The sequence below is a fragment of the Dyadobacter chenwenxiniae genome (genome assembly GCF_022869785.1).
In the GTDB taxonomy this organism is placed as follows: domain Bacteria; phylum Bacteroidota; class Bacteroidia; order Cytophagales; family Spirosomataceae; genus Dyadobacter; species Dyadobacter chenwenxiniae.
In genome coordinates this window covers 6078315-6101302 of the sequence record NZ_CP094997.1, presented here as the reverse complement: position 1 = coordinate 6101302, position 22988 = coordinate 6078315, and the positions used below count along the sequence as shown (strand labels likewise).

20 protein-coding genes are annotated in these 22988 nt (G+C 43.9%); 7 read left to right on the top strand and 13 right to left on the bottom strand.

Annotated elements, in window-relative coordinates:
- Together MUK70_RS26155 and MUK70_RS26150 are read left to right on the top strand one after the other, a co-directional pair.
- Window positions 1-753 carry a LytR/AlgR family response regulator transcription factor gene (locus tag MUK70_RS26155; protein WP_234657217.1) on the top strand — a complete coding sequence of 251 codons (753 nt, stop codon included), beginning with the start codon at window positions 1-3 and terminating at the stop codon, window positions 751-753.
- A gap of 121 nt (window positions 754-874) precedes the next feature.
- Window positions 875-3391 (top strand): phosphocholine-specific phospholipase C, encoded by a 2517-nt coding sequence (locus tag MUK70_RS26150; RefSeq protein ID WP_234657218.1) that lies wholly within the window; start codon window positions 875-877, stop codon window positions 3389-3391.
- A gap of 3 nt (window positions 3392-3394) precedes the next feature.
- Here MUK70_RS26150 and MUK70_RS26145 read toward each other — a convergent pair whose 3' ends face one another.
- Window positions 3395-5284 carry an ATP-binding protein gene (locus MUK70_RS26145; RefSeq protein ID WP_234657219.1) on the bottom strand — a complete coding sequence of 630 codons (1890 nt, stop codon included), beginning with the start codon at window positions 5282-5284 and terminating at the stop codon, window positions 3395-3397.
- A 192-nt stretch (window positions 5285-5476) separates the two neighbouring features.
- On the bottom strand, window positions 5477-5815 hold the full coding sequence (locus MUK70_RS26140) for a cupin domain-containing protein (RefSeq protein ID WP_234657220.1): 339 nt from the start codon (window positions 5813-5815) through the stop codon (window positions 5477-5479).
- Window positions 5816-6026: 211 nt separating this feature from the next.
- On the opposite strand from MUK70_RS26140, the gene MUK70_RS26135 reads away from it, so the two are divergent.
- Window positions 6027-6452, top strand: a complete 426-nt coding sequence (locus tag MUK70_RS26135; protein ID WP_234657222.1) for a response regulator — start codon at window positions 6027-6029, stop codon at window positions 6450-6452.
- A 75-nt stretch (window positions 6453-6527) separates the two neighbouring features.
- On the opposite strand, the gene MUK70_RS26130 is transcribed toward MUK70_RS26135, so the two are convergent.
- From MUK70_RS26130 to MUK70_RS26095, 8 genes are all read right to left on the bottom strand, one after another.
- Window positions 6528-7118, bottom strand: coding sequence for a TetR/AcrR family transcriptional regulator (locus tag MUK70_RS26130; RefSeq protein ID WP_234657223.1), 591 nt, complete (start codon window positions 7116-7118; stop codon window positions 6528-6530).
- Between the two features lie 89 nt (window positions 7119-7207).
- Entirely contained in the window at window positions 7208-8233 is a 1026-nt protein-coding gene (locus MUK70_RS26125; RefSeq protein ID WP_234657225.1) for a c-type cytochrome, read from the bottom strand.
- Window positions 8226-8555, bottom strand: a complete 330-nt coding sequence (locus MUK70_RS26120) for a DUF3817 domain-containing protein (protein ID WP_234605335.1) — start codon at window positions 8553-8555, stop codon at window positions 8226-8228. The genes MUK70_RS26125 and MUK70_RS26120 overlap by 8 nt, the downstream gene beginning before the upstream one ends.
- Before the next feature lie 13 nt (window positions 8556-8568).
- Entirely contained in the window at window positions 8569-9033 is a 465-nt protein-coding gene (locus tag MUK70_RS26115) for a hypothetical protein (protein ID WP_234657226.1), read from the bottom strand.
- Window positions 9034-9270: 237 nt separating this feature from the next.
- Window positions 9271-9876, bottom strand: a complete 606-nt coding sequence (locus tag MUK70_RS26110) for a DinB family protein (protein ID WP_234657228.1) — start codon at window positions 9874-9876, stop codon at window positions 9271-9273.
- A 235-nt stretch (window positions 9877-10111) separates the two neighbouring features.
- Entirely contained in the window at window positions 10112-10546 is a 435-nt protein-coding gene (locus MUK70_RS26105) for a RidA family protein (RefSeq protein WP_234657230.1), read from the bottom strand.
- 145 nt (window positions 10547-10691) lie between these two features.
- Complete coding sequence (locus MUK70_RS26100) at window positions 10692-11504, bottom strand: helix-turn-helix domain-containing protein (RefSeq protein WP_234657232.1); 813 nt, start codon at window positions 11502-11504, stop codon at window positions 10692-10694.
- A gap of 206 nt (window positions 11505-11710) precedes the next feature.
- Window positions 11711-12481 (bottom strand): isocitrate lyase/PEP mutase family protein, encoded by a 771-nt coding sequence (locus tag MUK70_RS26095; RefSeq protein ID WP_234657233.1) that lies wholly within the window; start codon window positions 12479-12481, stop codon window positions 11711-11713.
- 217 nt (window positions 12482-12698) lie between these two features.
- Between MUK70_RS26095 and MUK70_RS26090 the strand changes: the two genes are divergently transcribed.
- The 3 genes from MUK70_RS26090 to MUK70_RS26080 all read left to right on the top strand — a co-directional run bounded on the left by MUK70_RS26090 (window position 12699) and on the right by MUK70_RS26080 (window position 17358).
- Window positions 12699-14276 (top strand): carboxylesterase/lipase family protein, encoded by a 1578-nt coding sequence (locus tag MUK70_RS26090; protein WP_234657234.1) that lies wholly within the window; start codon window positions 12699-12701, stop codon window positions 14274-14276.
- Window positions 14277-14498: 222 nt separating this feature from the next.
- On the top strand, window positions 14499-14987 hold the full coding sequence (locus MUK70_RS26085) for a GtrA family protein (RefSeq protein ID WP_234657235.1): 489 nt from the start codon (window positions 14499-14501) through the stop codon (window positions 14985-14987).
- Window positions 14988-15090: 103 nt separating this feature from the next.
- The gene (locus MUK70_RS26080; protein WP_234657236.1) at window positions 15091-17358 is read left to right on the top strand and encodes a transglycosylase domain-containing protein; all 2268 of its coding nucleotides are present in this window, start codon (window positions 15091-15093) and stop codon (window positions 17356-17358) included.
- 429 nt (window positions 17359-17787) lie between these two features.
- Here MUK70_RS26080 and MUK70_RS26075 read toward each other — a convergent pair whose 3' ends face one another.
- The 3 genes from MUK70_RS26075 to MUK70_RS26065 all read right to left on the bottom strand — a co-directional run bounded on the left by MUK70_RS26075 (window position 17788) and on the right by MUK70_RS26065 (window position 21339).
- A complete protein-coding gene (locus MUK70_RS26075; protein ID WP_234657237.1) occupies window positions 17788-19251 on the bottom strand; it encodes a hypothetical protein in 1464 nt (487 codons plus the stop codon).
- Between the two features lie 332 nt (window positions 19252-19583).
- Window positions 19584-20312 (bottom strand): LytR/AlgR family response regulator transcription factor, encoded by a 729-nt coding sequence (locus tag MUK70_RS26070; protein ID WP_234657238.1) that lies wholly within the window; start codon window positions 20310-20312, stop codon window positions 19584-19586.
- A gap of 7 nt (window positions 20313-20319) precedes the next feature.
- Window positions 20320-21339: a sensor histidine kinase gene (locus MUK70_RS26065; RefSeq protein ID WP_244784545.1), complete on the bottom strand. Its 1020-nt coding sequence runs from the start codon at window positions 21337-21339 to the stop codon at window positions 20320-20322.
- Window positions 21340-21577: 238 nt separating this feature from the next.
- On the opposite strand from MUK70_RS26065, the gene MUK70_RS26060 reads away from it, so the two are divergent.
- Complete coding sequence (locus MUK70_RS26060) at window positions 21578-22981, top strand: carcinine hydrolase/isopenicillin-N N-acyltransferase family protein (protein ID WP_234657240.1); 1404 nt, start codon at window positions 21578-21580, stop codon at window positions 22979-22981.
- Window positions 22982-22988: the final 7 nt, after the last annotated feature.

Below are 22988 nucleotides of genomic sequence, written 5' to 3'. Positions count from 1 at the left end.
ATGATAAAAGCGCTGATTATTGACGACGAGCCCAAAGCACGCACCGTGCTGAAATATTACATCGAAAGTTTTGTTGAGGAAATTACAGAAATCCGACAGGCTGAATCAGTAGAGCAGGCACTTGAAATTTTGCGTAATTACAACCCGGGGATCGTTTTTCTGGATGTGGAAATGCCCAAGCGAAACGGTTTTGACTTTTTGCGAGCACTGGTAAATCCCGCGTTTGAAGTGATTTTTACAACTGCCTATAATCAATATGCCGTTCAGGCGATCCGTTTCAGCGCGCTGGACTATCTGCTGAAACCAGTGGATCCTGATGAGCTGAGATTTGCCATGGACCGATATCTGAAAATTCAGAAGGTGGATGCTAAAAGCAATCTGATCCTGTATGATAATCTGGTCCACAACATTGGAAAAAGCGAAATCAAGGATTTCCGGCTTGCAGTCCCTTCAAAAGATGGCGTGCTGTTTCTTACATTGGAACAGATCATACGTATGCAGGGAGACGGTAACTACACATTTATCCACACCACGCACAAAAAACCGATCGTTACCAGCAAGACATTGAAGTATTTTGATGAAATGCTGGAAGAATTTGGTTTTATCCGAACGCACAAATCGCATTTGGTGAATCCCAAACACATTTCGCAGATGAGCCATGACCATGGATACATTGTGGTAAGCGATGGCACAGAGGTGGAAATATCGCGCAGGAAGAAGCTCGAAGTGATAAAACTCCTGAATGTCAGGTAAGTAGTATCCTGGTTTCCTAACGCAACATGCTTGATCACAAATTGTTAACAGTAATTTTTCTTGAAACACCCTTTTATTCGAGTTATTAGACTGATTTATTTCAACGGTAATTCGAAATTAGATGGATTCAAGAAGGGAATTTCTGAAAAAAGCGGCAATGCTATCAGGGGGTGCTGGTATGGCAGGACTTTTTCCTGAGTCGGTATTGAAGGCAATGGCCATCAACCCGGAACCGAATTCCACTTATCTGGATGCGGAACATGTTGTGATTTTAATGCAGGAAAACCGCTCTTTCGACCATTGTTACGGAAAATTGCAAGGCGTAAGAGGTTTCAACGATCCGCGTGCCATTGATTTACCCAATAAAAACAAAGTCTGGCTGCAAACAGATTCCAAAGGAGAAACCTACGCTCCATTCCGGCTGGACATGAAGGGCACCAAAGCGACCTGGATGCACGACCTGCCGCATTCGCGCGAGTCGCAAGTGGATGCCTACAATGGCGGAAAATATGATAAATGGCTGACTTCCAAGCGATCCACACGCAAAGAATATTCCGAAATGCCTCTGACTTTGGGGCATTATGACCGTGAAGACATTCCGTTTTATTATGCATTAGCTGATGCTTTTACGGTTTGTGATCAGAATTTCTGCTCGTCCATGACACCCACGCACCCGAACCGATATTATTTGTGGTCGGGCACGATCAGAGAAAAACCGAGCATGGACTCTCTGGCCGTAGTTCGGAACAGTTATTTTTCTTATAACAAGCCTGTCAAATGGAAAACGTTTCCTGAAAGGCTGGAAGAAGCTGGCGTTTCCTGGGCTTTTTACCAAAATGAGATTAGTGCTGTCATGCAATTTAATCCCAAGCAAGGTTCCTGGCTGGGCAACTTTGGCTGTAACCCGCTGGAACGTCACGCGCAGTATAATGTGAAATTTTCGAAAGAATATGTCCGGTTCATCCAACTCGAAAGTGAGAAAATCAGAAAGCAGCTGGCCGGACCAGATCCGACATTAACTGCTTCCACAGCGGAGGAAAAGGATAAGCTTGCCAAATCCAATGAGGGAAAGCGGGCGATGCTGGAAAAATACGAGACAGAAATTGCCTATTACACAGAAGAGAATTTCAAAAAACTATCCGTAATCGAGCAGGGAATTCATAAGCGTGCATTTGTGACAAATCAGAATGATCCTGATTACATGAGGCTTAGCTCGATCACTTATAATGATGGCGCAGAGAAAAGAACCGTTGACGTCCCTAAAAGCGATATATTTTACCAGTTCAGGAAAGATGTAAATGAAGGCAAGCTTCCTGCGGTTTCCTATTTGACGGCTCCGCAAAACTTCTCCGACCACCCATCGGCGCCCTGGTATGGGGCGTGGTTTGTGTCGGAAGCATTGGATATCCTTACCAAAAACCCGGAAGTCTGGAAGAAAACAATTTTCATACTTTGCTATGACGAAAATGACGGCTATTACGACCACATCCCGCCATTCTCAATCCCTAACCCGCTTAAAACCGACACCGGAAAAGTTTCGAAGGGCATTGACCTGGAAGCCGAATATGTAACGTTGGAACAGGATATGACGCAGGTGCCGAAGGCGAATGCACGTGAGGGAGCCATTGGACTGGGCTTTCGCGTTCCGCTGGTGATCGCTTCACCTTGGTCGAGAGGCGGAAAAGTGAATTCGCAGGTTTTTGATCACACTTCTATTTTGCAATTTTTGGAGGAATTTGCGAGTCATAAAGCAAAAAAAGAGGTGAAGGAAACCAACATTTCTGAATGGAGGAGAACGATTTGCGGCAACATCAGCACGGTCTTCCAGCCATATGACCCTTCCACTTATAAGAAACCGACGCCGGTTGATCGTGATGAAATCGTCACAACGATTCATAAGGCGCAATTCAAAGCGGCGCCGACCAATTTCAAAGCGCTTAATGATGCTGAAATTAGTGCAGTCAATAAAAATCCTCACACCTCCGCGAGCTTGCCCAAACAGGAGCCTGGCACACGAAAATCATGCGCAATTCCTTACGAGTTGCATGTTGCCGGGAAACTGGGCCCGGATAAGCAAACATTTGAAATCACATTTGAGGCAGGTAATAAGGTGTTTGGCGACAAATCAGCAGGGTCACCATTTATTGTTTATGCCATGAATGCTTATCAGAATGAGCCTATGAAAGTCTGGAACTATGCGGTTCGGGCGGGTGACAAACTCATGGATAGCTGGAAATTGCAGGAATTTGAGGGAGGCCGTTATCATTTGCGTGTTTACGGCCCGAATGGGTTTTTCAGGGAATTTGCGGGCAACGCGCAGGAACCTAATGTTCAGGTTGGCTGCAATTATGTTTTAGACAAAAAAGGAAAACCAACCGGTGATGTGCTGGTTGAAGTTGAAAACCACGAAAAATCGGTGCTGACCGTGAAAGTTGTTGATATGAGCTATGGCCAGGGACCAGTTGAAATAAAGGTGCCTTCTTCGGGAGCGCAGCGGACAACCATTGCGCTTGGCAAGAGCAACGGTTGGTATGATTTCAATGTAGAAATTGGGTCCGGTAACACGTTGAAAAGGTTTGCCGGCCATGTTGAAACCGGAAAAGAAAGCACAACCGACCCGCTTATGGCAAAAGCCTGACCGCTAAGCTTCTGTCTCGGAGTTTACTATGACGCTGCTGGGGAGCAGGATGTAGAATGTAGTAGTTACCCCGGCCTCGCTTTCGAACCAGATGCGTCCATGATGCGCTTCAATGATTTGCTTGCTAATGTACAAGCCGAGGCCGAATGGTTGTTCACCAGCCGTTCCGGCGCGTTTTGACGACGTAAACGGATCAAAAATTTTGTTCTCAAATTCTTTCGGAATGCCAAGACCATTATCCTTAACGGCAATCAAAATTCCGCCTGCCGTTTCCGAGGTGCTGACTTCTATCAAACCGCCTTTCGGACTAAATTTTACGGCATTGATCACCAGATTGCTAAGCACGCGGGAAAGCTTGTCGCTATCCGCCAGAATAGTCGCATGAACAGGGTTAAATAAAACCAGCTCCTGATTTTTTTCTTTTGCCCTAAAAATCAGAAGCTTAATCACTTGTTGCAGAAAAACAGGAAGGTCAATTTCCTCTTTGTTCAACTCCGATTCTTTCAGATCAAAATCCGTTACCAGCAGATCACCGATCATGGTCATGCAATTTTTACTTGACTCATTGATCAATTGAATCAATTCCTTCGTTTCCTGCGGATCTGTCTCGTAATCAATCATCATCGTACTCATTGCATTGATCGCGCCGATTGGATTTCTCAGATCGTGGGCAACGATTTTTATCACGCGCGCATAATTTTCATTCGTTGTTTCCAGCGCTTCCATCGTCGTTTCGAGCTGCCGGAACTGGATGCGCAACACTTCATTTGTGCGCTTTGTCATTAACCAGGTCCGCAGCAAAAACGCAATGCTCAGGATTGTAAGTGCGCATATGGCGACTGCCAGCCATAAAAACCGCTTGTTATAGGCCACCTTAACCTGCTCCGACCTCAATTCCTGGTCCTTCACCGCATACTCAATGTAATCGATGCCCGAAACTTTATCTATTTCAATCTGCTCTTCAACAAGCCGGATCAGTTTCTGCGCGTATTTGTAGGCTTGCGGTTTGTCATTCCGTTCTGTGTAAAAGTCATACATTTTCCTTGCTAAATCCCTGGAATATAAGCGGTAACCCTTCTGTTCAGCGAGCTGTAATGCCTGCTCGTAATAAGCAATTGCAGTATCCGGGAGAATGGGAAGATGCTGGTCGCCGAGGTTAATCAGTAAGTCCATACTGAAAAAATACAGCTCCATATCCAGACTTTTATTCAATGTCTGCTTTAACAATTGGATACCCTTTTCTCTCTTGTTGTCAGCCAGATAATCCGCAGCCTGCAACTGTTCGATCGCAAGTTGCATGCGCCTGTCCTTGTATTTCCTGGCAATGTCGCTCGCCCGTTGAATGTTTTTATCTCTTACAGCACCCTTAAATTCAGCGGGATAAGTCAACATGTAATTGTATATCGCAAGCGCCGTGATAGAGTCATGAGCAATGCGGTTCCCAATTTCCAGAGCCTGTTTGTAGTTGGCGATAGACTTCTGGTTTTTGCCTGTAACGGTGTAAACCATGGCAATGTTCATGAGGGTTTGAACAATGTTGGACGAATCACCGATTGCGACATATCTGTTGTAAGCATCATTATAATAGCGAAGCGCGAGCTGCACATTGCCTTTTATATCGAACACAATCCCCAGATTATTGGTCGCATCGGCAATCCCTTTCGCATAATCCAACCGCGTTGCAACCTCGCGCGCGCGAAGTGCATAGTAGAAAGTGCTGTCGGCATTTTGTTCGTAGAAGAGCAATGACATTTTATTAACAGCATCCACATAGCGAACGCTGTCCGTGATCTGCGGAAGTGATTGTTGCAACTTTCGGATCATCCCCACCTGGCCGGAGGCAGGCTTTATAACAAACATCGTGAACAGCGCGCAAACGATTATGAATCTCATTTCAGGGAATTTTTTGGCAAGCACGCATCCTATCAAATAAATATTACAAGATATACGCTTAAATGCAAACGAAAGAACGTTCACGAATATTAAAATCAGCTAAATTTGCTGGATTACGTGATTTCTTTGGCTCTAATTAATACGACGCGCGTTGTTCAAATTGCCCCGGCAAAGCGACTATTTTATGCTGATTCACAGCACATTCCGAACCGTTTCCATCCCTTCCAACTCAAATGTCAGATTTACGGATCTTCCGCCTTTCGGACTTGTTTTGTGCAGTACATTCCTGGGAATTGTGAAAAGCTGGCCGGGATGGAGTTCAATGGATTCACCTTCAAGATCTATCACTAGCACGCCTTCTAAGCACAGGAAGCTTTCGTCTGAATTGGGGTGATAATGCCAATAAAATGGCTCAGTCATTATGCTGATCCTGATAATGTGGTCATTGACCAGATTGAGCGGCACATTTGCATAGCTTCCTGCTACGGCCTTGCTAGTCTCATGTAAATCAATGCGCTGAAGTGATTCCATGCGTAATTAGTTTTTGAAATATTGATTAGCTGGTTGAAAGCAAAATTTGTAGCCGTATCAGCATATGCGCAAGCTTAACATTATTTTTTTGCATGTGTGCACACCTATGGCTGTATTAATTTATTTGTGGTGACAACGGTGAGGTTTGGTACGATTTTAATCCACAATGCTGTTATTGAAGGACTATTATATCAAATTTCGATTATGAACTATGGAGTTATATATCGTTGATGACAACTCGGATCATCAATTTCTGCTCTATAAATTGATTAAAGACCTGGATAAGCCTTATCTGGTAAAGTTTTTTGAAAGTGGCCGCTCACTTCATAAACATATGCAGCAATTAAGCCGGTCCGGACAAAGAGAAGGATTTCCCGACTTGCTCGTTTTGGATTACAATATGCCCGAAATGAATGGCATCGAATTGCTCAGATTATTACGGCAACCACCTCTGGCAAACTGCTCCCAGATCAATGACATTCCTATCATAATCATGACAAGTGATATTTCACCGCTTCAGATTCGGCAGTGCTATCAGGCTGGGGCAAATGCGGTTGTCTTTAAACCTCTGAATTTTTCTGTTCTTCGGAACACCTTTCAGTCAATCTGCAATTTCTGGATTGGGCAGCCGGAATAATTGTATGATACCTGAGCACGTGCATGTCCATTTTATAGAAAAGCCGTTGGCTCCACTTCCACAGTCCAAACAGCGTCAGCGCAGCGTTTCAAAATACTTTTTGAGTTCCTTTAAAAAGGGCAAATAAATCTTTTTGCTGTTCGCTAACTTGCCGAAGTTGCGAATTCCCCAGTAGCCCGACATCACAAACATTGTGACCTGCATCGAATTCACATCTGCACGTATAAAACCATTCTTCTTTCCTCTTTCAACCGATTCGGCCATTGTCTTTATCCATTGCTGGGTCAGCTCATCCAATGCATTGTTAAAATCGGTATTCCAGGGAGTCATCTCATGAGTCAGATTAGAAACCGGGCACCCGTATTCAACTTTAAGGAAGTCATTCTTCATGAGCAGATTATACACCAGTTTGTAAATGCCCTCTACGGGATCATTTTCGTTTAGCAAGGGATCTATAAATCCTTTTGTTAAAGAAGGCTTCATAAGCTCATTGATGATCGATATTCCCATTTCGTCTTTATTTTTGAAATGATAATAAAAAGCACCTTTGGTCACTTCGGTGGTGGCGATGATATCGTCTACACTCGTTGTCTGATAACCTTTGGCATAAATCAGATCAAACGCCTTTTCCAGAATCTTTAATCTCGTTGCCTCAGCCTTTTTCATGATATTTAAAAATCACCTACAGGTTTTTGATCTATTTATCGGAGAATTTCTCAATGCCATACCCGACAGCTCTCTAACGTTGATTTCCATCATTGATTTAGATGGCTGTCAAGACCTTTTATATACGTTTTCACCAGTTGGACTCCTTCGTCATCAAGGACCGTAGTGCCTATTTTGGGCATGTGGTACGCTCCCATTGTACTCATCCTGATCAGAATGTTCTGCTTGTTAAAATCTATTCCGGTCTCTTCGAATGAGGTGGAATAACCCAGGTTCAATGAGGTCTGTGAGGCCGCGCCCGCTGGCTGGTGACAATGGGCGCAATTTATATCAAAATAAGCCCTGGCACGCATGGCCACGTCCAGAGTGGTGTCCTTATAGCTGGGCAATGCGCCAATCGCTATGAGATCCGCAGGATTAAATATCCCTTTTTTTATAAAATAATCCAATTGGTTCTGACGCTTTCCTTCAGCGGTTACCGTCATATTCAGATTTCGGGCTTTTGGGCCGATAGGGCTCAACTGGTCACCGGATCGGTGACAGGAACTGCAATCATTTTGCGATGGAATCTTGTATGCTAACTTTCGCTGTATTCCGGAATGGTACTCGAAAGCAATGGGAACAACAGCTCCACTGGTGAGCAAATTTGCATTTGTTTGCATTACATTCCACTGATACGTCGCCGCATTCCATTTTCCGTGTTTAAGAATGAGCAAACGGGTTTCCAAAATGCGCCTCTTTTTGTTCCCGGATTTGGAATAATAAAACGTCTTTGCAATGATCGTCCCATCCGGAAATAGGGGCAATCCATTACCGTCAATGGTCGCTTTTTGTCCATCTGGTATCTTGATCAGCCTCTGTTTTTCAGCATAATCCGTGAACAGCGGTGAAGCAATATCAAACATTTCTACCCCTTTTTCAGGGTTTAGTTCTGACATGCCGGATTTAAACAGCCCGTATTCTGAGAGTTTATCATGAAAAGAAATATTGTTAGCAATAGTCTCCGTGTCAGAATTACAGCTGGCTGCATAAAGCACAGCCGCGATCAGTGATACGTAAACAGAGAGAACCGATCTTATCTGCCCAGTTACGCTCCATCTTAATTTTTCAGCCATCCTGACTTTCGCTAACAGTTTCCTGCGGTTTTAGAATATGCTTATCGATGTAAAAAGTCCCGAAAGGAATGATGCAGGCGAGCAAAACTTTCCATGATGTTTCGGAAAACTTCCAGCGGTAGGTTACTCCTACACTTAGCGTCATAAATACAAACAGTGTAAAGAGTAAGCCATGAATGGGTCCTATCAGCTTTACTAATGCAGGCTGATCCGCCCAATATTTCAATGGTACGGCTATAAATACCAAAAGGATCAGAGAGATTCCCTCTAAGAACCCGATGATTCGTAAACGGCCTATAGGAGTTTTGAACAGATGTAACATAAAAGATTTTAATTTAAAACGTTCTGAAATAGGGCCTGCCGACCAATGGCGAGAAAGGCCATGGGATGGCGATAAGTATGATCAGCAGTGCAATGGAGAACCATATCAGTACTGTCTTAAATTTCAAATGGTCATTCGCTGCCCGCTTCGCTTTGGCGGATCCTATTGTGATGATCAGGACAGAGACAACCATCAGGGAAATGTGGATAAGACGAAAAAACAGGTGCTCGCTGACAAGTCCCGCGTCCTCTCCTTCTGCAACATTGAACTTGACTATAGGGCTTATCATATACAGATAAAGGCCGAGCAGTAATTGTACATGAGATATCGTTGCTGTAACGTGCCTGACAGTATTGTCGAAGCCGGAAAATTTTTTCCTTGACCGGTAGCCATTCCAGCAGATGGCAATTGTGAACAGGAGGCTAAGTAAAACGAGCCATCTGTTAACGGAATGTAATGTCAGAAGCGTTTGATGCATTGTCATTTTTGTTGAAATGCAAAGATATCCAAAAACATACTAGTTAGTATGTTTTTGGATAAAAATATCAGCATTCCCGGATGGCAATGCTGTTTTGGTTGGAGCTATTATCGAAGAAAATCTGGTATGAACCCGAGGACTTTACCAGGCAAAAATCGTCCCCTGGCGATTAAAGAGTTTACCGGCACACCAGTGCAGTAAGTCAGACTGGTGCAGCCGGTAATCTCTACGCTGGACTTATTTTGGAAAGTTTTTGTCCGCTTTAACTTTTCGTATCTGCCTTAAATGCCTGTCGACATGCCCCCATTGATAGATGTAAACCTGGTGCATATTTCTTGGGTTCGGCGTAGCAGTGAGCTCAAAGTGTGCTCTCATATCTGCATCAGTCTTTTTTAGAAAGGCAAGGTTCTGCTCACGGCGACTCAGAAAGAATGTAAGATTGTCCTTTCCTTTAATAAAACCTGTCGGAATGGCGATATCTGCTGCTGCGTGAGGATTAGTTTCCATAATAAAATCCGAGTAGTAGCTGTCGGGCCTGGTTGATTCGTTTAATTCCGGTTGCGGCTTGCTACGCGAGCCCATACTGATTTCCCGCGCCCAAATGATCTCCCACAACGCAAGATGCTCCACAATTTCTCCGATGGACCAACGATCAGCCGATTCACGAAATGCCCATTGATCGGGTGTCAGATTTTCCGTCTCTTTGACCAATTCATCACGGGTCCGATTGAATTGGTCGATGGTAAACTGACGGTCCTTCTCTGTCCAGCGCTTTTCCTGAGCCAGGCACGGACAAGCAAGCCATATCAATAATAGTAAGCTAAAATAGTTTAACGGTTTCATTTCTATTAGTTTATATGTTTACCCGAAACTAATGCAAAGCGACAACCGTGGAGAATTAATTTGTGCTAACGGCGGTTTTATTTAGCAAGCGTAGATTGTTGGATATGCTTGATCAGTAAATGGTTGGCTTTGAAAAGGAATTCAAAGCAATAGTAGATGGGCTCCGATGCAATGCGGAACTAATCAAGGCAATATATCGAAGGGGACACGGTTGTTATCGTCGGAGCGCCCATTCTCATTTTGGCAGATGTGCAGTTAACTCAACTTCCAATTTCGCTTCACTCATGTAAAGTCTTGATACTTGAACCCAAGTTGCCGCTGGAAAATCTCCGTTATAAAATGCTTTCCTTATAGAGTTGTGTTTCTTCATTGCTTCAATGTCAGTAGTATATAAGTTTTCTTTTACTACGTTTTGAAAAGTTGCGCCAAAGCTTTTTAACGACTTTTCCAAAGCATTATAAACTTGTCGTATCCCTTCTGGTGTAACTTCTTTTGTCACGGCGCCAGAGATGTACAGCATGTTGTCTACTTTTAGAACTTGCACATATCCAGCGCTTGTATCCTGTCTGGAAGGGTTATCCCAATGCCATTTTTCTTTTTTAATGCTATTATTCTGCGCATGGCATAGGAAAGTTGTACAAGCAAAAAACAGAGATAGTATGATTTTCATGGTGTTACAGGGCTAGAACTCATTACTTGTTCCGCTCGGATGGGCAATGAATAGAAATTTAAAAGTAAAAGTTAATAAACAAAAGATCAATAGCGCTGGAACCGGTTGTGTTTGAGAAGGTGGGATGCAACCCCGAACTCTTAAATTATTGAAGCAATAAGTTGTTAACCGGCGTCATATTTTCCATATACGCAGAGGGTGTCTGGCCGGTGAATGATTTGAAATCACGGATGAAATGCGACTGGTCAAAATAGCCGCAATCGTAAGCAATGGAAGTAAGGGGTTGTGCTTTGGCCGACAGCATTTTAAGGCTCAGCTGAAACCTGCTGATCTTGTTGAACGACTTGGGGGACAGCCCTGTACACTGCTGGATGAGCTTATGCATATAGCGAGGCGTAACATTGTATTTGGAGGCAACCAGGCTCAAATTCGTGTCTGAATAATTATTTTTTATTGTCCGTAAAATGCTCCCAACCTTTTCTATTTTATCTGTTTTCCGTTCGTTGCTAATAAGCTTCCGGATAAGAAAATCTTCTATAAGACCGATTTTGCTTTTGATATCTGCGGTTTCCAACATCTGTGCATGCAATATTTTGACCGGATCACCGATGATATAGGCCAGATCCAAAACCTGATCATTGAAAACACCCATTTCTTCATTCAAAAAATAAGCGGCTGAATGCGTGAAAAACCTGATTCCCAGCATCGAATGCTTTCCTTTCGAACGGATTTGTAACGGTTTTGTAACTTGGCCCCACAATTCAATCTTAGGATTAATGCGAAATTCATCATCCACGGAAGTTTCCCAAACGCCGCCGCCCAGATTAAAAATCATCTCCATATCCCCGCTTGGAAATACTGTATCCACAAACTCAGCATCCGAATCCGACTCAAAAAGATAGTAATGCCCTACATAAGGCTTTAAAATATCCGACGGAAAAAACTGCTTGAATTCCATACTTCAAAATAAAAAACCTTTCGGCGTTGATCACTAGGTAACATAATATCAGCAAAAATAGTACGGCCCGCCGGACAAATCATACATAATCAGCACGTTATCAAGATCTTTGTTGTTGGCCGCTGCAAGTGCTGCGTGGCATCTTCTGCTCTTTTAGGTAAGATCATTTATAGAAAATTTTAAGTGGTTGAAATAAATAGTGGAAATCAAGAAAATATGGGGCTGAAACTTTGCTCGCTGCGGATGGCATCGGCCACCTTTTCAGCGTCGCTGTAAATCCTGTTGAAAAGGAATGGCCCAATGCTGATTCTCTTTACGCCCAATTGTCCTAATGTTCGGAAATCGGGCAGGTTTGGCATGCACATGACATTAAGGGGGAGTTTCGTTTCATTAACGATTGCCTTGATATCCTCTTTGGCCGTAATACATGGTACAAAAATACCTGACGCGCTTGCCTCTTCGTAAATCCTGATCCGCTTCAATGTCTCTTCAAGCGCATTCGGTAAACCTAACAGGAACCCGTCAGTACGCACATTGACAAATATTTTCAAATTGTTTTGAGCAATAAAATTCGTCACTTCCGAAAGCAATGCTCCAAATTCCTCAGCCGGCAATAGATCACGGCTCTTCCCAGAAACCGTGTCTTCTAAGTTTATACCCACTACGCCTATGTCGTGGAGTCTGTCAATATTTTGGGTTATTCCTTTCACTTTGCGGTCGTAACCGCCTTCCATGTCAACGGTTAGAGGGATTTTCACAACCTCAACAACTCTTTTCGCCAATGCCAGAAGTGTCTCGAAAGGCAATTTTTCTCCATCTTCATAACCATTTGCAACCGCAACTGCCTGGCTCGAGGTTCCAATGGCAGCATAACCAGCCGCTTCGAAAACCTTCGCGCTCTGGACGTCCCAAATGTTGCCTATTAACAATGGCGACTGCTGGTAGTGGAGCTGGTTAAATTTTTCAAAAGCATTCATATATCTGAGGTTTCGTATTTGTTTATTTTAATTTTAAACAAAACTAGACCTTACGGAAACCCCGAAATTGTATAAACCGGAACAACGAATTGTGCAAGACAGTCCTGGCGGGTTACATGGAACGGAGAACCTGAATGCTGTTGTTCAACGGCTATCTTTGAAATTCCTTATGAAGGCAATGAAGCGTCCTGACTAAATCCCTTTCGATTCTTAATTCATGTCAACACAACCCAAATCTCAGCACAAAACGCCGATCATTGCGGATTCCAGCACCGTTGTTGTACAGACTTCCAGCGGCAAGATCCGTGGTTATATTCACCGTGACATTCATACATTCAAAGGAATTCCATATGGCGAGGCAAGAAGGTTTATGCCGGCTGAAAAACCGGTGGCCTGGGAAGGAATCCGAAGCTGCCTGTGTTACGGCCCAACCTGCCCGACGACTCAAGCTCCCGAATTCTCGGACGAACTAGAATTCGCCTTCCAGCCCAATAGGGGCTATCGTGTTGATGAACAATGCCTTACATTGAATTTATGGAGCACAAACACGGCTGTTCATGCGAAAATGCCGGTGATGGTCTGGCTGCATGGCGGTGGTTTTGCAAATGGCTCAGCTATTGAATTTCCGTCACAGGATGGTGAGAATCTCGCGCAAAATGGGGAGGTTGTGCTTGTAAGTCTCAATCACCGGCTTAATGTGCTGGGGTTTCTTGATCTGTCTGCCTATGGCACAAAATACAAGCATTCGGCCAACGTCGGGGCTGTTGATATGGTCATGGCATTGGAATGGCTTCATGAAAACATTGCCAATTTTGGCGGAGATCCTGGTAATGTAACAATTTTCGGACAGTCAGGGGGTGGTTCCAAGGTTATGTGTTTGATGAATGCGCCTTCGGCGAAGGGATTATTTCATAAAGCCATTGTCCAGAGCGGGACTTATCCGAATCATTTTACTGATAAGCATATTTCTCAAAAAGTCTCCACCGCCTTGCTGGAAGAACTAAAACTTGGCCCCGGACAAGTCCAAGCGTTAGAAACTATGCCTTATGAACAACTTGCGAACGCCGGAACAAAGGCGTTGGAAAAAGTGCAAGCAAGTATGCAACCGGATGAGGTTCCGGCGCTTGGTTTGGAATGGAATCCGGTTATGGATGATTTTCTGCCTTATCAAATAGGCAGTCCGGCAGCAAATGCGTTTTCTGCTGTCATTCCGTTATTGGTTGGGTCTGTAAAAAACGAGTTTGTGCCCTTTGAAATGGATCTCAGAAAAGTCACTGAAGAGGATGCGCAATTCATGTTGCAGGAAAAATATGGTGATCAAAAGGCCGCCTACAAAAACGCTTTGCAGAAAGCTTATCCAGAGGCAAAAAAGGCTTCCGAGTTGATCGACGTGGATCTGCTTTACCGACCTTTGGTGATTCATTTCGCGAACCAGAAGTATACGGCTGGCGATGCGCCGGTTTATACTTACCTTTTCACCTGGCAGTCGCCGGTTATGGATAACTCGCTCGGGGCGGTTCACTGCATGGATCTACCCTTTGTTTTTGACAACATTGCCCTGTGCGAACAAATGACCGGTGGAGGAAAAGAGGCTTACATCCTCGCCGAAAGAATAAGCCAGGCCTGGGTGCATTTCGCCAGAACCGGCAATCCCAACCACAATCTATTGCCAAACTGGCCTGCCTATACGCCAGAAAACGGAGCCGTAATGATCTTCGATAATGTATGCATTTTAAAAAACCATCACGACAAAGCATTAATGCAAATAGCCATCAGGGCAAAGTCTAGAAAATGACTTGCGGGACATTTCGGTGGCATTTGAAACTGCCCAGATTTTTCCACTTCATTCAAGAAAGAATTTGGCGTAAATGCGTCGGCTTTATCGTATGAATAAATGCTTATTGCCGTTGATAGTCATTACATTGAAGGCAGGACTGTTATTTGGGGGCCATACGCTTGTTTTCCAGCTTTATGATACCTACTTCTTATACGTCAACAACTTATAACGGCACAATGCATGCAGAACGACCTTTTTAATCCCCGAGATCTAATTGCCTACTTTATTGTCGCCGGCATTGGATTTCTCATTCAGCTTTTAGCGGGAAGTATACTGCAAGATTGGTTTGCCTTATCATATCAGCAAGCGCTTTTTATAGGATACGGAGTAGCCTTTGTGTCTGGTTTCTTTCTAACAAAGTTGTTTGCATTCAATACAAAAAACGCTACTCAGTCAAGACGGCAAGTCGTAAAATTCTCCCTAGTAGCGATTATTTCCTGCCTGATTACTGTTTACGGAGCTTCAACCCTCTTTCAACTCTCAGTTGATATACTTGGCGACCTTAAAAGAAAAATACCGTATTCACATAAGTTGATAGATATAAATAAACTGGGTTCGCAGAACGTTGCAATGGGAGCAAGTTTCATTAGTAACTACATTTTGCATAAAAGATTCACTTTTGCCGATACTGGATTTTATGACCGCTTAAAGCAATTATTACGGTTATGAGAGCCAATGCCGCACAAAAGTGACTGTAATGCTTATTTAGTATGTTCATATGTGGGTGGGCATTCCCGTCTAACTTTTAACATTCGTTTTAGATTATTTTGACATGATCGCATTTCAACCAGGCAAATACAGACGCACAATCATAGGGATCTGGAAAATTACCGGCATATCCATCGGCCTTCTCGTCTTCCTGATCATCGCAGTTAGGGTTAATCTTCTTTGGCTGTTTGGCGGCATGCCCGATTTGGCCATGCTCGAAAATCCGCAAAGTGAATTGGCGTCAGAACTAATTTCGGAAGACGGCAAGTCACTCGGAAAGTATTATTCCGAGAACCGGATACGGATTGATTTTGACCAGCTCTCCCCCAATCTAATTCATGCACTGGTAGCCACCGAAGATGCGCGATTTACAAATCACTCCGGAATTGATGGACGTAGCATGTTGCGCGTAGCCAAAGGCGTTTTTACAGGCAATTCAAGTTCAGGTGGGGGCAGTACAATTACGCAACAGGTTGCCAAAAATCTCTTTGAAACCCGGTCTAAGAAATACCGTGGCGTCCTTGGTAAAGTTCCTTTGGTTAGCACTGTGATAATGAAGGCCAAAGAATGGATGTTAGCAGTGATTTTGGAGCGGAAGTACACCAAAAATGAAATCATGATGATGTACCTGAACACGGTTTCGTTCGGGAATAATACGTACGGAATTAAAGTCGCATCGAAAAGTTACTTCGGCAAAGAACCATTCGATTTGACAGTTCCCGAGGCGGCCCTTCTGGTTGGAATGCTGCAAAATCCATCTTTACACAACCCTCGGAGGCGACCGGCAAATGCAACCAGACGCAGGAATGTAGTGATGTCACAAATGGTGAAATATAATTATTTGACAAACAAAGAATACACTGCATTCCAGAAGAGACCCTTAGATCTCAAATTCCAATTAGATGGGCCCAATACAGGGTCAGCTCCCTATTTTCAGGAATCCATGCGCGGTTATCTGCAAGCCTGGCTTACAAAGTACAATGAGGAAAACGATACGGATCTGGATTTGAAGACCAGTGGCCTTCACATTTATACGACCATTGATTCCCGTTTGCAAAAATACATGGAGGCTGCAATGCGAGAGCACATGCGCGAGCAGCAACGACTGTTCGATGCCCATTGGAAAGGTCGCAATCCATGGGCTTATCCCACTGGACGTGAAGTACCTGGATTTATAGAAAAGGCAGTCGAGTCGCTCCCTCAGTTCATCGCCTTGAAAAATGAATTGGGGAAAGCGGAAGCCTGGAAGGTAATGCGTAAACCATATAAAATGAAAGTCTTTTCGTACGATGGAGAAAAGGAAATGCTCATGAGCCCAATCGATTCAATTCGATATTACAAGCGTTTTCTGCACGCCGGAATGATGTCCATGGACCCGCGTAACGGACACATAAAAGCATGGGTTGGCGGGGTTGATTTTAAATACTTTAAATATGATCACGTCAAACAAGGCCGCAGGCAACCAGGCTCGACTTTCAAGCCGTTCGTATACGTTTCGGCATTGCAAAAAAACTACCTGACACCTTGCGATCGTATTACGGATCAGCCCGTCGAAGGAAACTGGAACCCACCTTCAAGCCAATATACATATCGATCACTTACACTTCGGCAGGCGCTTGGGCAATCTGTAAATTCGATCAGTGCCAATATTATTCAAATGGTGAAGCCGAATACTGTCGCCGATTACGCGCACAAATTAGGTATTACCAGCCAGCTGGATGAAGTGCCTTCACTTTGCCTCGGTATCAGTTCCGTGTCGGTATATGAAATGGTCAATGCCTACTGCTCTTTTGCCAATGGAGGTTACCGCACCGAGCCGCTCGCCATTTTACGGATCGAAGACAGGAACGGAAATGTTTTGCAAGAATTCCATCCGAAGCAAAACCAGGAGTTGAGTGACGTGATGGCCTATAACATGCTTTATTTAATGCGCGGTGCTGTTGAAGACCCTGGTGGGACTGCTGGTCGCCTGCGGTCTTATGGTGTTACACAAGGAAACGAAATTGCAGCAAAAACCGGGACTACACAAAACCATTCGGATGCATGGTTCATGGGTATGACGCAAAACCTGGTTTCAGGGATTTGGGTTGGTGGTGAAGATATGCAAATTCATTTTAGAACGATGGATCTTGGTCAAGGGGGGCACGCAGCATTACCGGCTTGGGGGCTTTATATGAGAAATGTATATAACGACGGCACGCTGGAACAGTATCGAAAGGCGGCCTTTACTAAACCCACCAATTTCACGATTGCATGTGAGGAAGTTTCAAATGATTCCACGGATACCTACAGCCCGCCTTCCATTTCCAGTGATGAAGGTGCTCTGTTTTGATTTCCCGTCGCAGAATTGGCATTTTTACGTAAACCCTCGCGGCTGTTGCATAAACCATAATTAGCGTACCTCAGCCTTGACATATTTGCCATAATGACACATATTGAAAGCTGAATCAAAAGTCAGAACAGGCATAGCTCGGAGTAACCCCCTGCAAAACCAGGACTCCTAGAATATCGTATGACCGATTATTCGGATATTATTTGGTATATACGATTCTCCGGCCACCGCATTTGCCTACAAAGTAGAACGGGCAAAATAGGATGATCAAGGTCCAACGGATCAGCTTTTTCATACTAACAAGTTAATTTTTAGCAAGATAATAAAATGCTGGAAAAACAATGCCCCCTCAGGATCCATAGCAACTCCACTGCAATTCTGAGTTAGGCTTTCCACCAGCCAGGAAGCGTCTTACGACCCTTTTTAATGCTACCTACTAAGATATTTCTCATAAACCGAGTTTTGAGAACCTAAATACTGTTTTGCTCCTTCGGGATCCCCGTATCCGTTGAGCAAGCCCTGATAGATATTATCATATTCCGTATAAGGATATTCCCTGTATTGCACCTTTTCTGAGTTTGTCCACATCGCAATTTTGTTTTCCCTTAAAAGATTCGATTTGACGTATACAAGGCTTATCGTTAAAAACAACAGTAAGCAAGCAGCCATATAAAAAAGCTTCTGAGTTGGCCATTCCTTGGTTCTAATCGCAGCTTCGGCTCCCTTCAAAACCCCGATGTACAAAATGATGCATAGAGGAATAGACCCCCTGAAGAACAGGTCATTGTATATACCCATTCGGTAGAGGGACAATGCGAACAGTAACCCAAAAATTGTGTTGACAAACCATGTGGGAAAAATATTGAATATCCTATTGAAGGATATAATGACAATATAAAATATAACAAAGTCTAATAGCAATCCTGTTGCATAACTTAATATAATATGTCCCGCAGGTTTGAATTGCCAAAGAAGACCCTGTATAGCCAGAGTTTGAGAGGAAAGAAAATACGTTAATGTAGGCAGAAAAACCAATCCAGGTAAAAGATATGAAGCTATGATCATCCGTTTGTCAATCGCTCTCCATCCGTCATTCAGTATATATTTATGGATAAAAATTGCCCCAAAGACCGCAAGCAATGAAAGTGCAGGAAAAACACCCCATACAAAGACCAGTATCACTACGAAAAAGGTCTCATCGATTTTTCTTCGGTGCATAAAATCGTATACCAATATACCTGAACCGATCAAGGAAGGAATAACCTGATGAGGAGCAAAAGCGCTCTGTTCGAAAATAGATCTGATAGATGGATTAAATATTGGTGCTTCGATCTGTGATATTTTCAGGATCTTAAAGGCGGAGAATACCAGTTGGCCCATCCCGCGCATGAGCAGAAATAGTACCAGCATCAATCGGCTTTGACCAAGAAGCAAAAGCATCCACGCGAAACCCAGAAAAAAGCCTAGAAATGTCCATAAAATAAACACGGAGGGCAGCAACTGCCCATAAATTTTGGAAACCAGCGCAGGAACGAGATAATATCCATAGTAATAACATGCATATCTGCCCACCTCAGGAAAGTAAATTGGCCAGTCATTCTTGAATAGGTCGTAGAATTTTATATTATGAGCAAGCCAGTCAAACGATGGTTTACTAAACGCGTCAATTCCACAAAAAAATACGCATATCAGGGAAAACAAAAAAAGGAATCCCAGGCTTTTAGCGGTCAGTTTATTCGTTGAATCCTCCTTCTTGAACTCTAAAAAAAGTAAGTAAGATAGCCCGATCGCAAGCAAGGCAGAATATGGCTGCCTAAACCAGCCCAGCCCAAATAATAAATTGGGCAACAATAAGTAAAAAACAGAACATTTACGTAATACGCCTGCATTCATATAACCGTATTTGGGCCCGCTTGTTCAATTGGCTATCAAGCGGGAATTTAAGCATATAGTTGATACTGCCTAAAAGTTTAGTCCAGCAGCCTCCGCTGCGAAAAAGTCAACATGGTTAAAGTAGCAATGTTACGGGTATATCGTCACATATTCGATATCCATCATAGCCATCTTTAAGATACGTTAAGGTTGAGGAACTGACAATCTACCTTTGCAGAAGTTACGTTCGCAAATACATTGATATGTTCCAGGCAAATGTATAATTCCGATGTTATGTGCATTACTATCCCTAGCCAACATTATTCTTGGTAAAAGCTTAGTTAACAAACCAGTCAAATACCGGTATTGCGTATGACTGCATCTTTGTACGAGTCGCCAATGGGGATCACGGCGTTTTCGATAAAGATCCGCTGGCGCTCAATGAAATGGATTTTGTTAACAGCCACCAAAAAGGATTTGTGCACACGCAGGAATAAAGGCGCGGGCAGTGCTTCTTCAAACTTTGTCAGCGAAGTAAGGCTCAGAAGCTTGTCTGTGCGTGTAAAAATCGTTGTGTAATCCTTCCCACCCTGTAAATAGAATACATCGTCATGGTTCACCCTGACGAGTTTGTGTTCTGTTTTTATAAAAATAACCCCGTGCGTGGAAGCCGGACCTAATCCTTCCTGGCCATTCGAAACTGGTGCTTTTAACTGAAACAGACGTTGCACTTTTTGAAATGACTGGAAGAAGCGGTCAAATGATATGGGTTTGAGCAGATAATCGATCACGTCGTGTTCGTAACCTTGCAAAGCATATTGCGGGTAAGCCGTGGTAAGGACTATTTTCGATTTATCACTTAGCTGTTTAAGCAATTGAAATCCGGTCAGATCGGGCATCTGGATGTCCAGGAAGATAATGTCCACCTCGTGCTGCAAAGCAAATTGCAAGCCTTGGACTGCATTGGTAGTCGTCTGTACCAAATCAAGCTGACTGATCTTTTGAGCATGTGTTTCGATCACGCGCAACGCGATCGGTTCATCGTCGATGGCCATGGCTTTAAAATTTCTGGAACGGTTCATCGGCGCGTTAATTGGATTGGTTTATATTGATTTCCAGCCTCACACGAAATGTATCCTGTTCTTGCCATACGCGTAATAAGTGTTTGTCGGGATAAAGCAGGGACAAACGTCTTCGGACATTTCTTAGACCGATCCTGCCGGAACTATCATGTTGCTGAGTGACTAACCGGTTTTGTGTTTCAAAATGCAATATTTCCTTCGAAACGGAAAGTTCAATCCTTACTGGAAATTGTGCTTCATGCAGCTGCCCATGTTTGAAGGCATTTTCGACGAATGAGATCAGCAGGAGAGGCGCTATCAAAACACCGTTTACATTTCCCCCAACTATAAAATCGACATTCGTTTGCTGGGCATAACGCAGCTTTTCGAGCTCGATAAATCCGATAACATACTCAATTTCCCTGGTCAGCGGCACATATGTTTCATTGGACTCGTAGAGCATGTAACGCATCATTTCTCCTAACCTGAGGACCACATCGGGCGTCCGGGCCGGCTCAGTCAGCGACAAACCGTACAGGTTATTCATGGTATTGAATAAAAAATGTGGATTGAGCTGGGCCCTCAGATAGGCAAGCTCCATCGTTACCTTTTCATGCCGTAGGGTCTCCTGATGGAAAAAATCGTTGATCGTTTTTAATAGAAAACATAAAAAAATACCGAGGGCACTAAAAAAGACTGTTTCTCCAAAATAAGCCCAGATCCTGATCCCGGCAGGATATTGCCATATGCCAAATACCGGTCCAAGGAAAAGCTGTTCAATACAATATCGTAAAAGAACATCCAACGCAATTAGACCCAATAACACGATCACGGCCAGTCCATGAAAATGCTGCCGCAGCAGGCGGTCAAATATCCAAAGGCTCAGGTAGCACATCAGTATCGTCCGTGCATACCCGATTGGTGTTAGCGGGTCAACAAGGTCGGACCAGAACAAAGGGAAGGTAACACGCATCTGGTTATGCAGTGCCACATTGAAAACAACCCCAAAGAAAATGAACATCGTCCAGAAAAGGACATGTATCCGCAAAACCGGGCTGCTTTTAAGACGCGACAACATACTACAAAATAACACTTATTTCAAGTTTGGTAACAATGAAAATCCGCCAACAAGCAAAAACGAGCTGCACGATCCTAAAAACATCCGCCAAGGCCGTATTTACATGCAACCGCAAAAATGACCTTGCGGATAAAAATCCGGCATTCGCAGATTTCTTTATTCTGACAGTTAAATGCCGCTGGATATTTGATCAAAAAAATTGACCGATATGTTTGCTCGCAAGTTTACTTTGCTTTTGATGGCCTGCTGTCTTTTCTACCAGGCTACGTACGCTTGTACCATCTTTACTGCTTCGGACGGTAAAACGGTTCTAGTGGGAAATAATGAAGACGCATCGCCCTCCCTGAAAAGCAATTTATGGTTCTACCCCGCCCGCCAGCATCAACACGGCTTTGTGACCTGGGGTGCAGAACGAAAGTTGCCGGAAGGCGGAATGAATGAAAAAGGGTTGTTCTGGGATGCTGCTGCACTTCCGACGGAAATCCCGATCAAGCGGGACGCCTCGAAGCCGGATTTCAAAGGATATTTCGTAGATAAAGCATTGTCCGAATGCACTACTGTCGAAGAAGTTGTGCAATTGTTGGGAAGATATAACCTCGTCTGGCAGCAGCGCGCGCAGATACTGGTAGCCGATGCAATCGGCGATTATGCAATCATCCACGCCAACTACATTATCCGCAAATCCGACAAAATGAAGCCCTACCAGGCTGTCGCCAATTTTAGTTTACTCAATAACAAGCCTGAACAAAACCAATGTCATCGGTACCGCACCGCGGAAGCAATGCTGGACGGGCAGGCTGTGACGGAAGCGTTGTTTAAGACAATCCTTGCCAAAACCGCGCAGCACTCCGTCGATAATGCTACGATCTATTCTCAGATAGCCAATTTGACACAATGTAAATTCACCCTTTTCCAGCGCCATCGTTTCGAGCAGCCGGTTACGATTGTTTTAACCGATGAATTAAAGAAAGGTGCGCACCAAGTTGAGATGAAGAGTCTGTTTCCGCTCAGTATCAGAGAAAAACTGGAACCCATTGCGGCAAAACAAGGCGCTAAAAAAGCCGTTGCAACATACCACCGCCTGAAGAACGCGGAACCAGGCGGCTACGATTTCGGTGAAAACGAATTGGATGAACTTGGATTTGCTTTATTGGACTCGGGTAAACTGGATCAGGCAGTGGAGATATTTGCTTTAAATCAATCCACTTATCCTGAATCTGACCGCGCGCTGAGCAGTCTCGCCCAAGCCTACCTTGTGCTAGGAAACCGGGAAATGGCCGGACAACTATTTAAGCGGGCCTTGTCGATCAATCCAAGTAACCTGGTTGCCGGGCTTTTCACCAGTCAGCCCGATGGCAAGGTAACTTTCCGTATTAGTTCTCTCGAATACGCGCAGAAAATCAGCCTGGTTGGTTCATTCAATAATTGGGACACCCATGCAAATCCATTTACAAAAACCGCCGACGGGCAATGGGAATGTAAGCTTAGCCTAAAACCAGGCACTTACGAATATGTTTTTTTGGTAGGAGACAATAATTGGATGACCGACCCTGGCAATAGGTTAGCAAGCAAGCCAGGACAATATTGGCGATCCATACTTATTGTTCACTAATACTGCT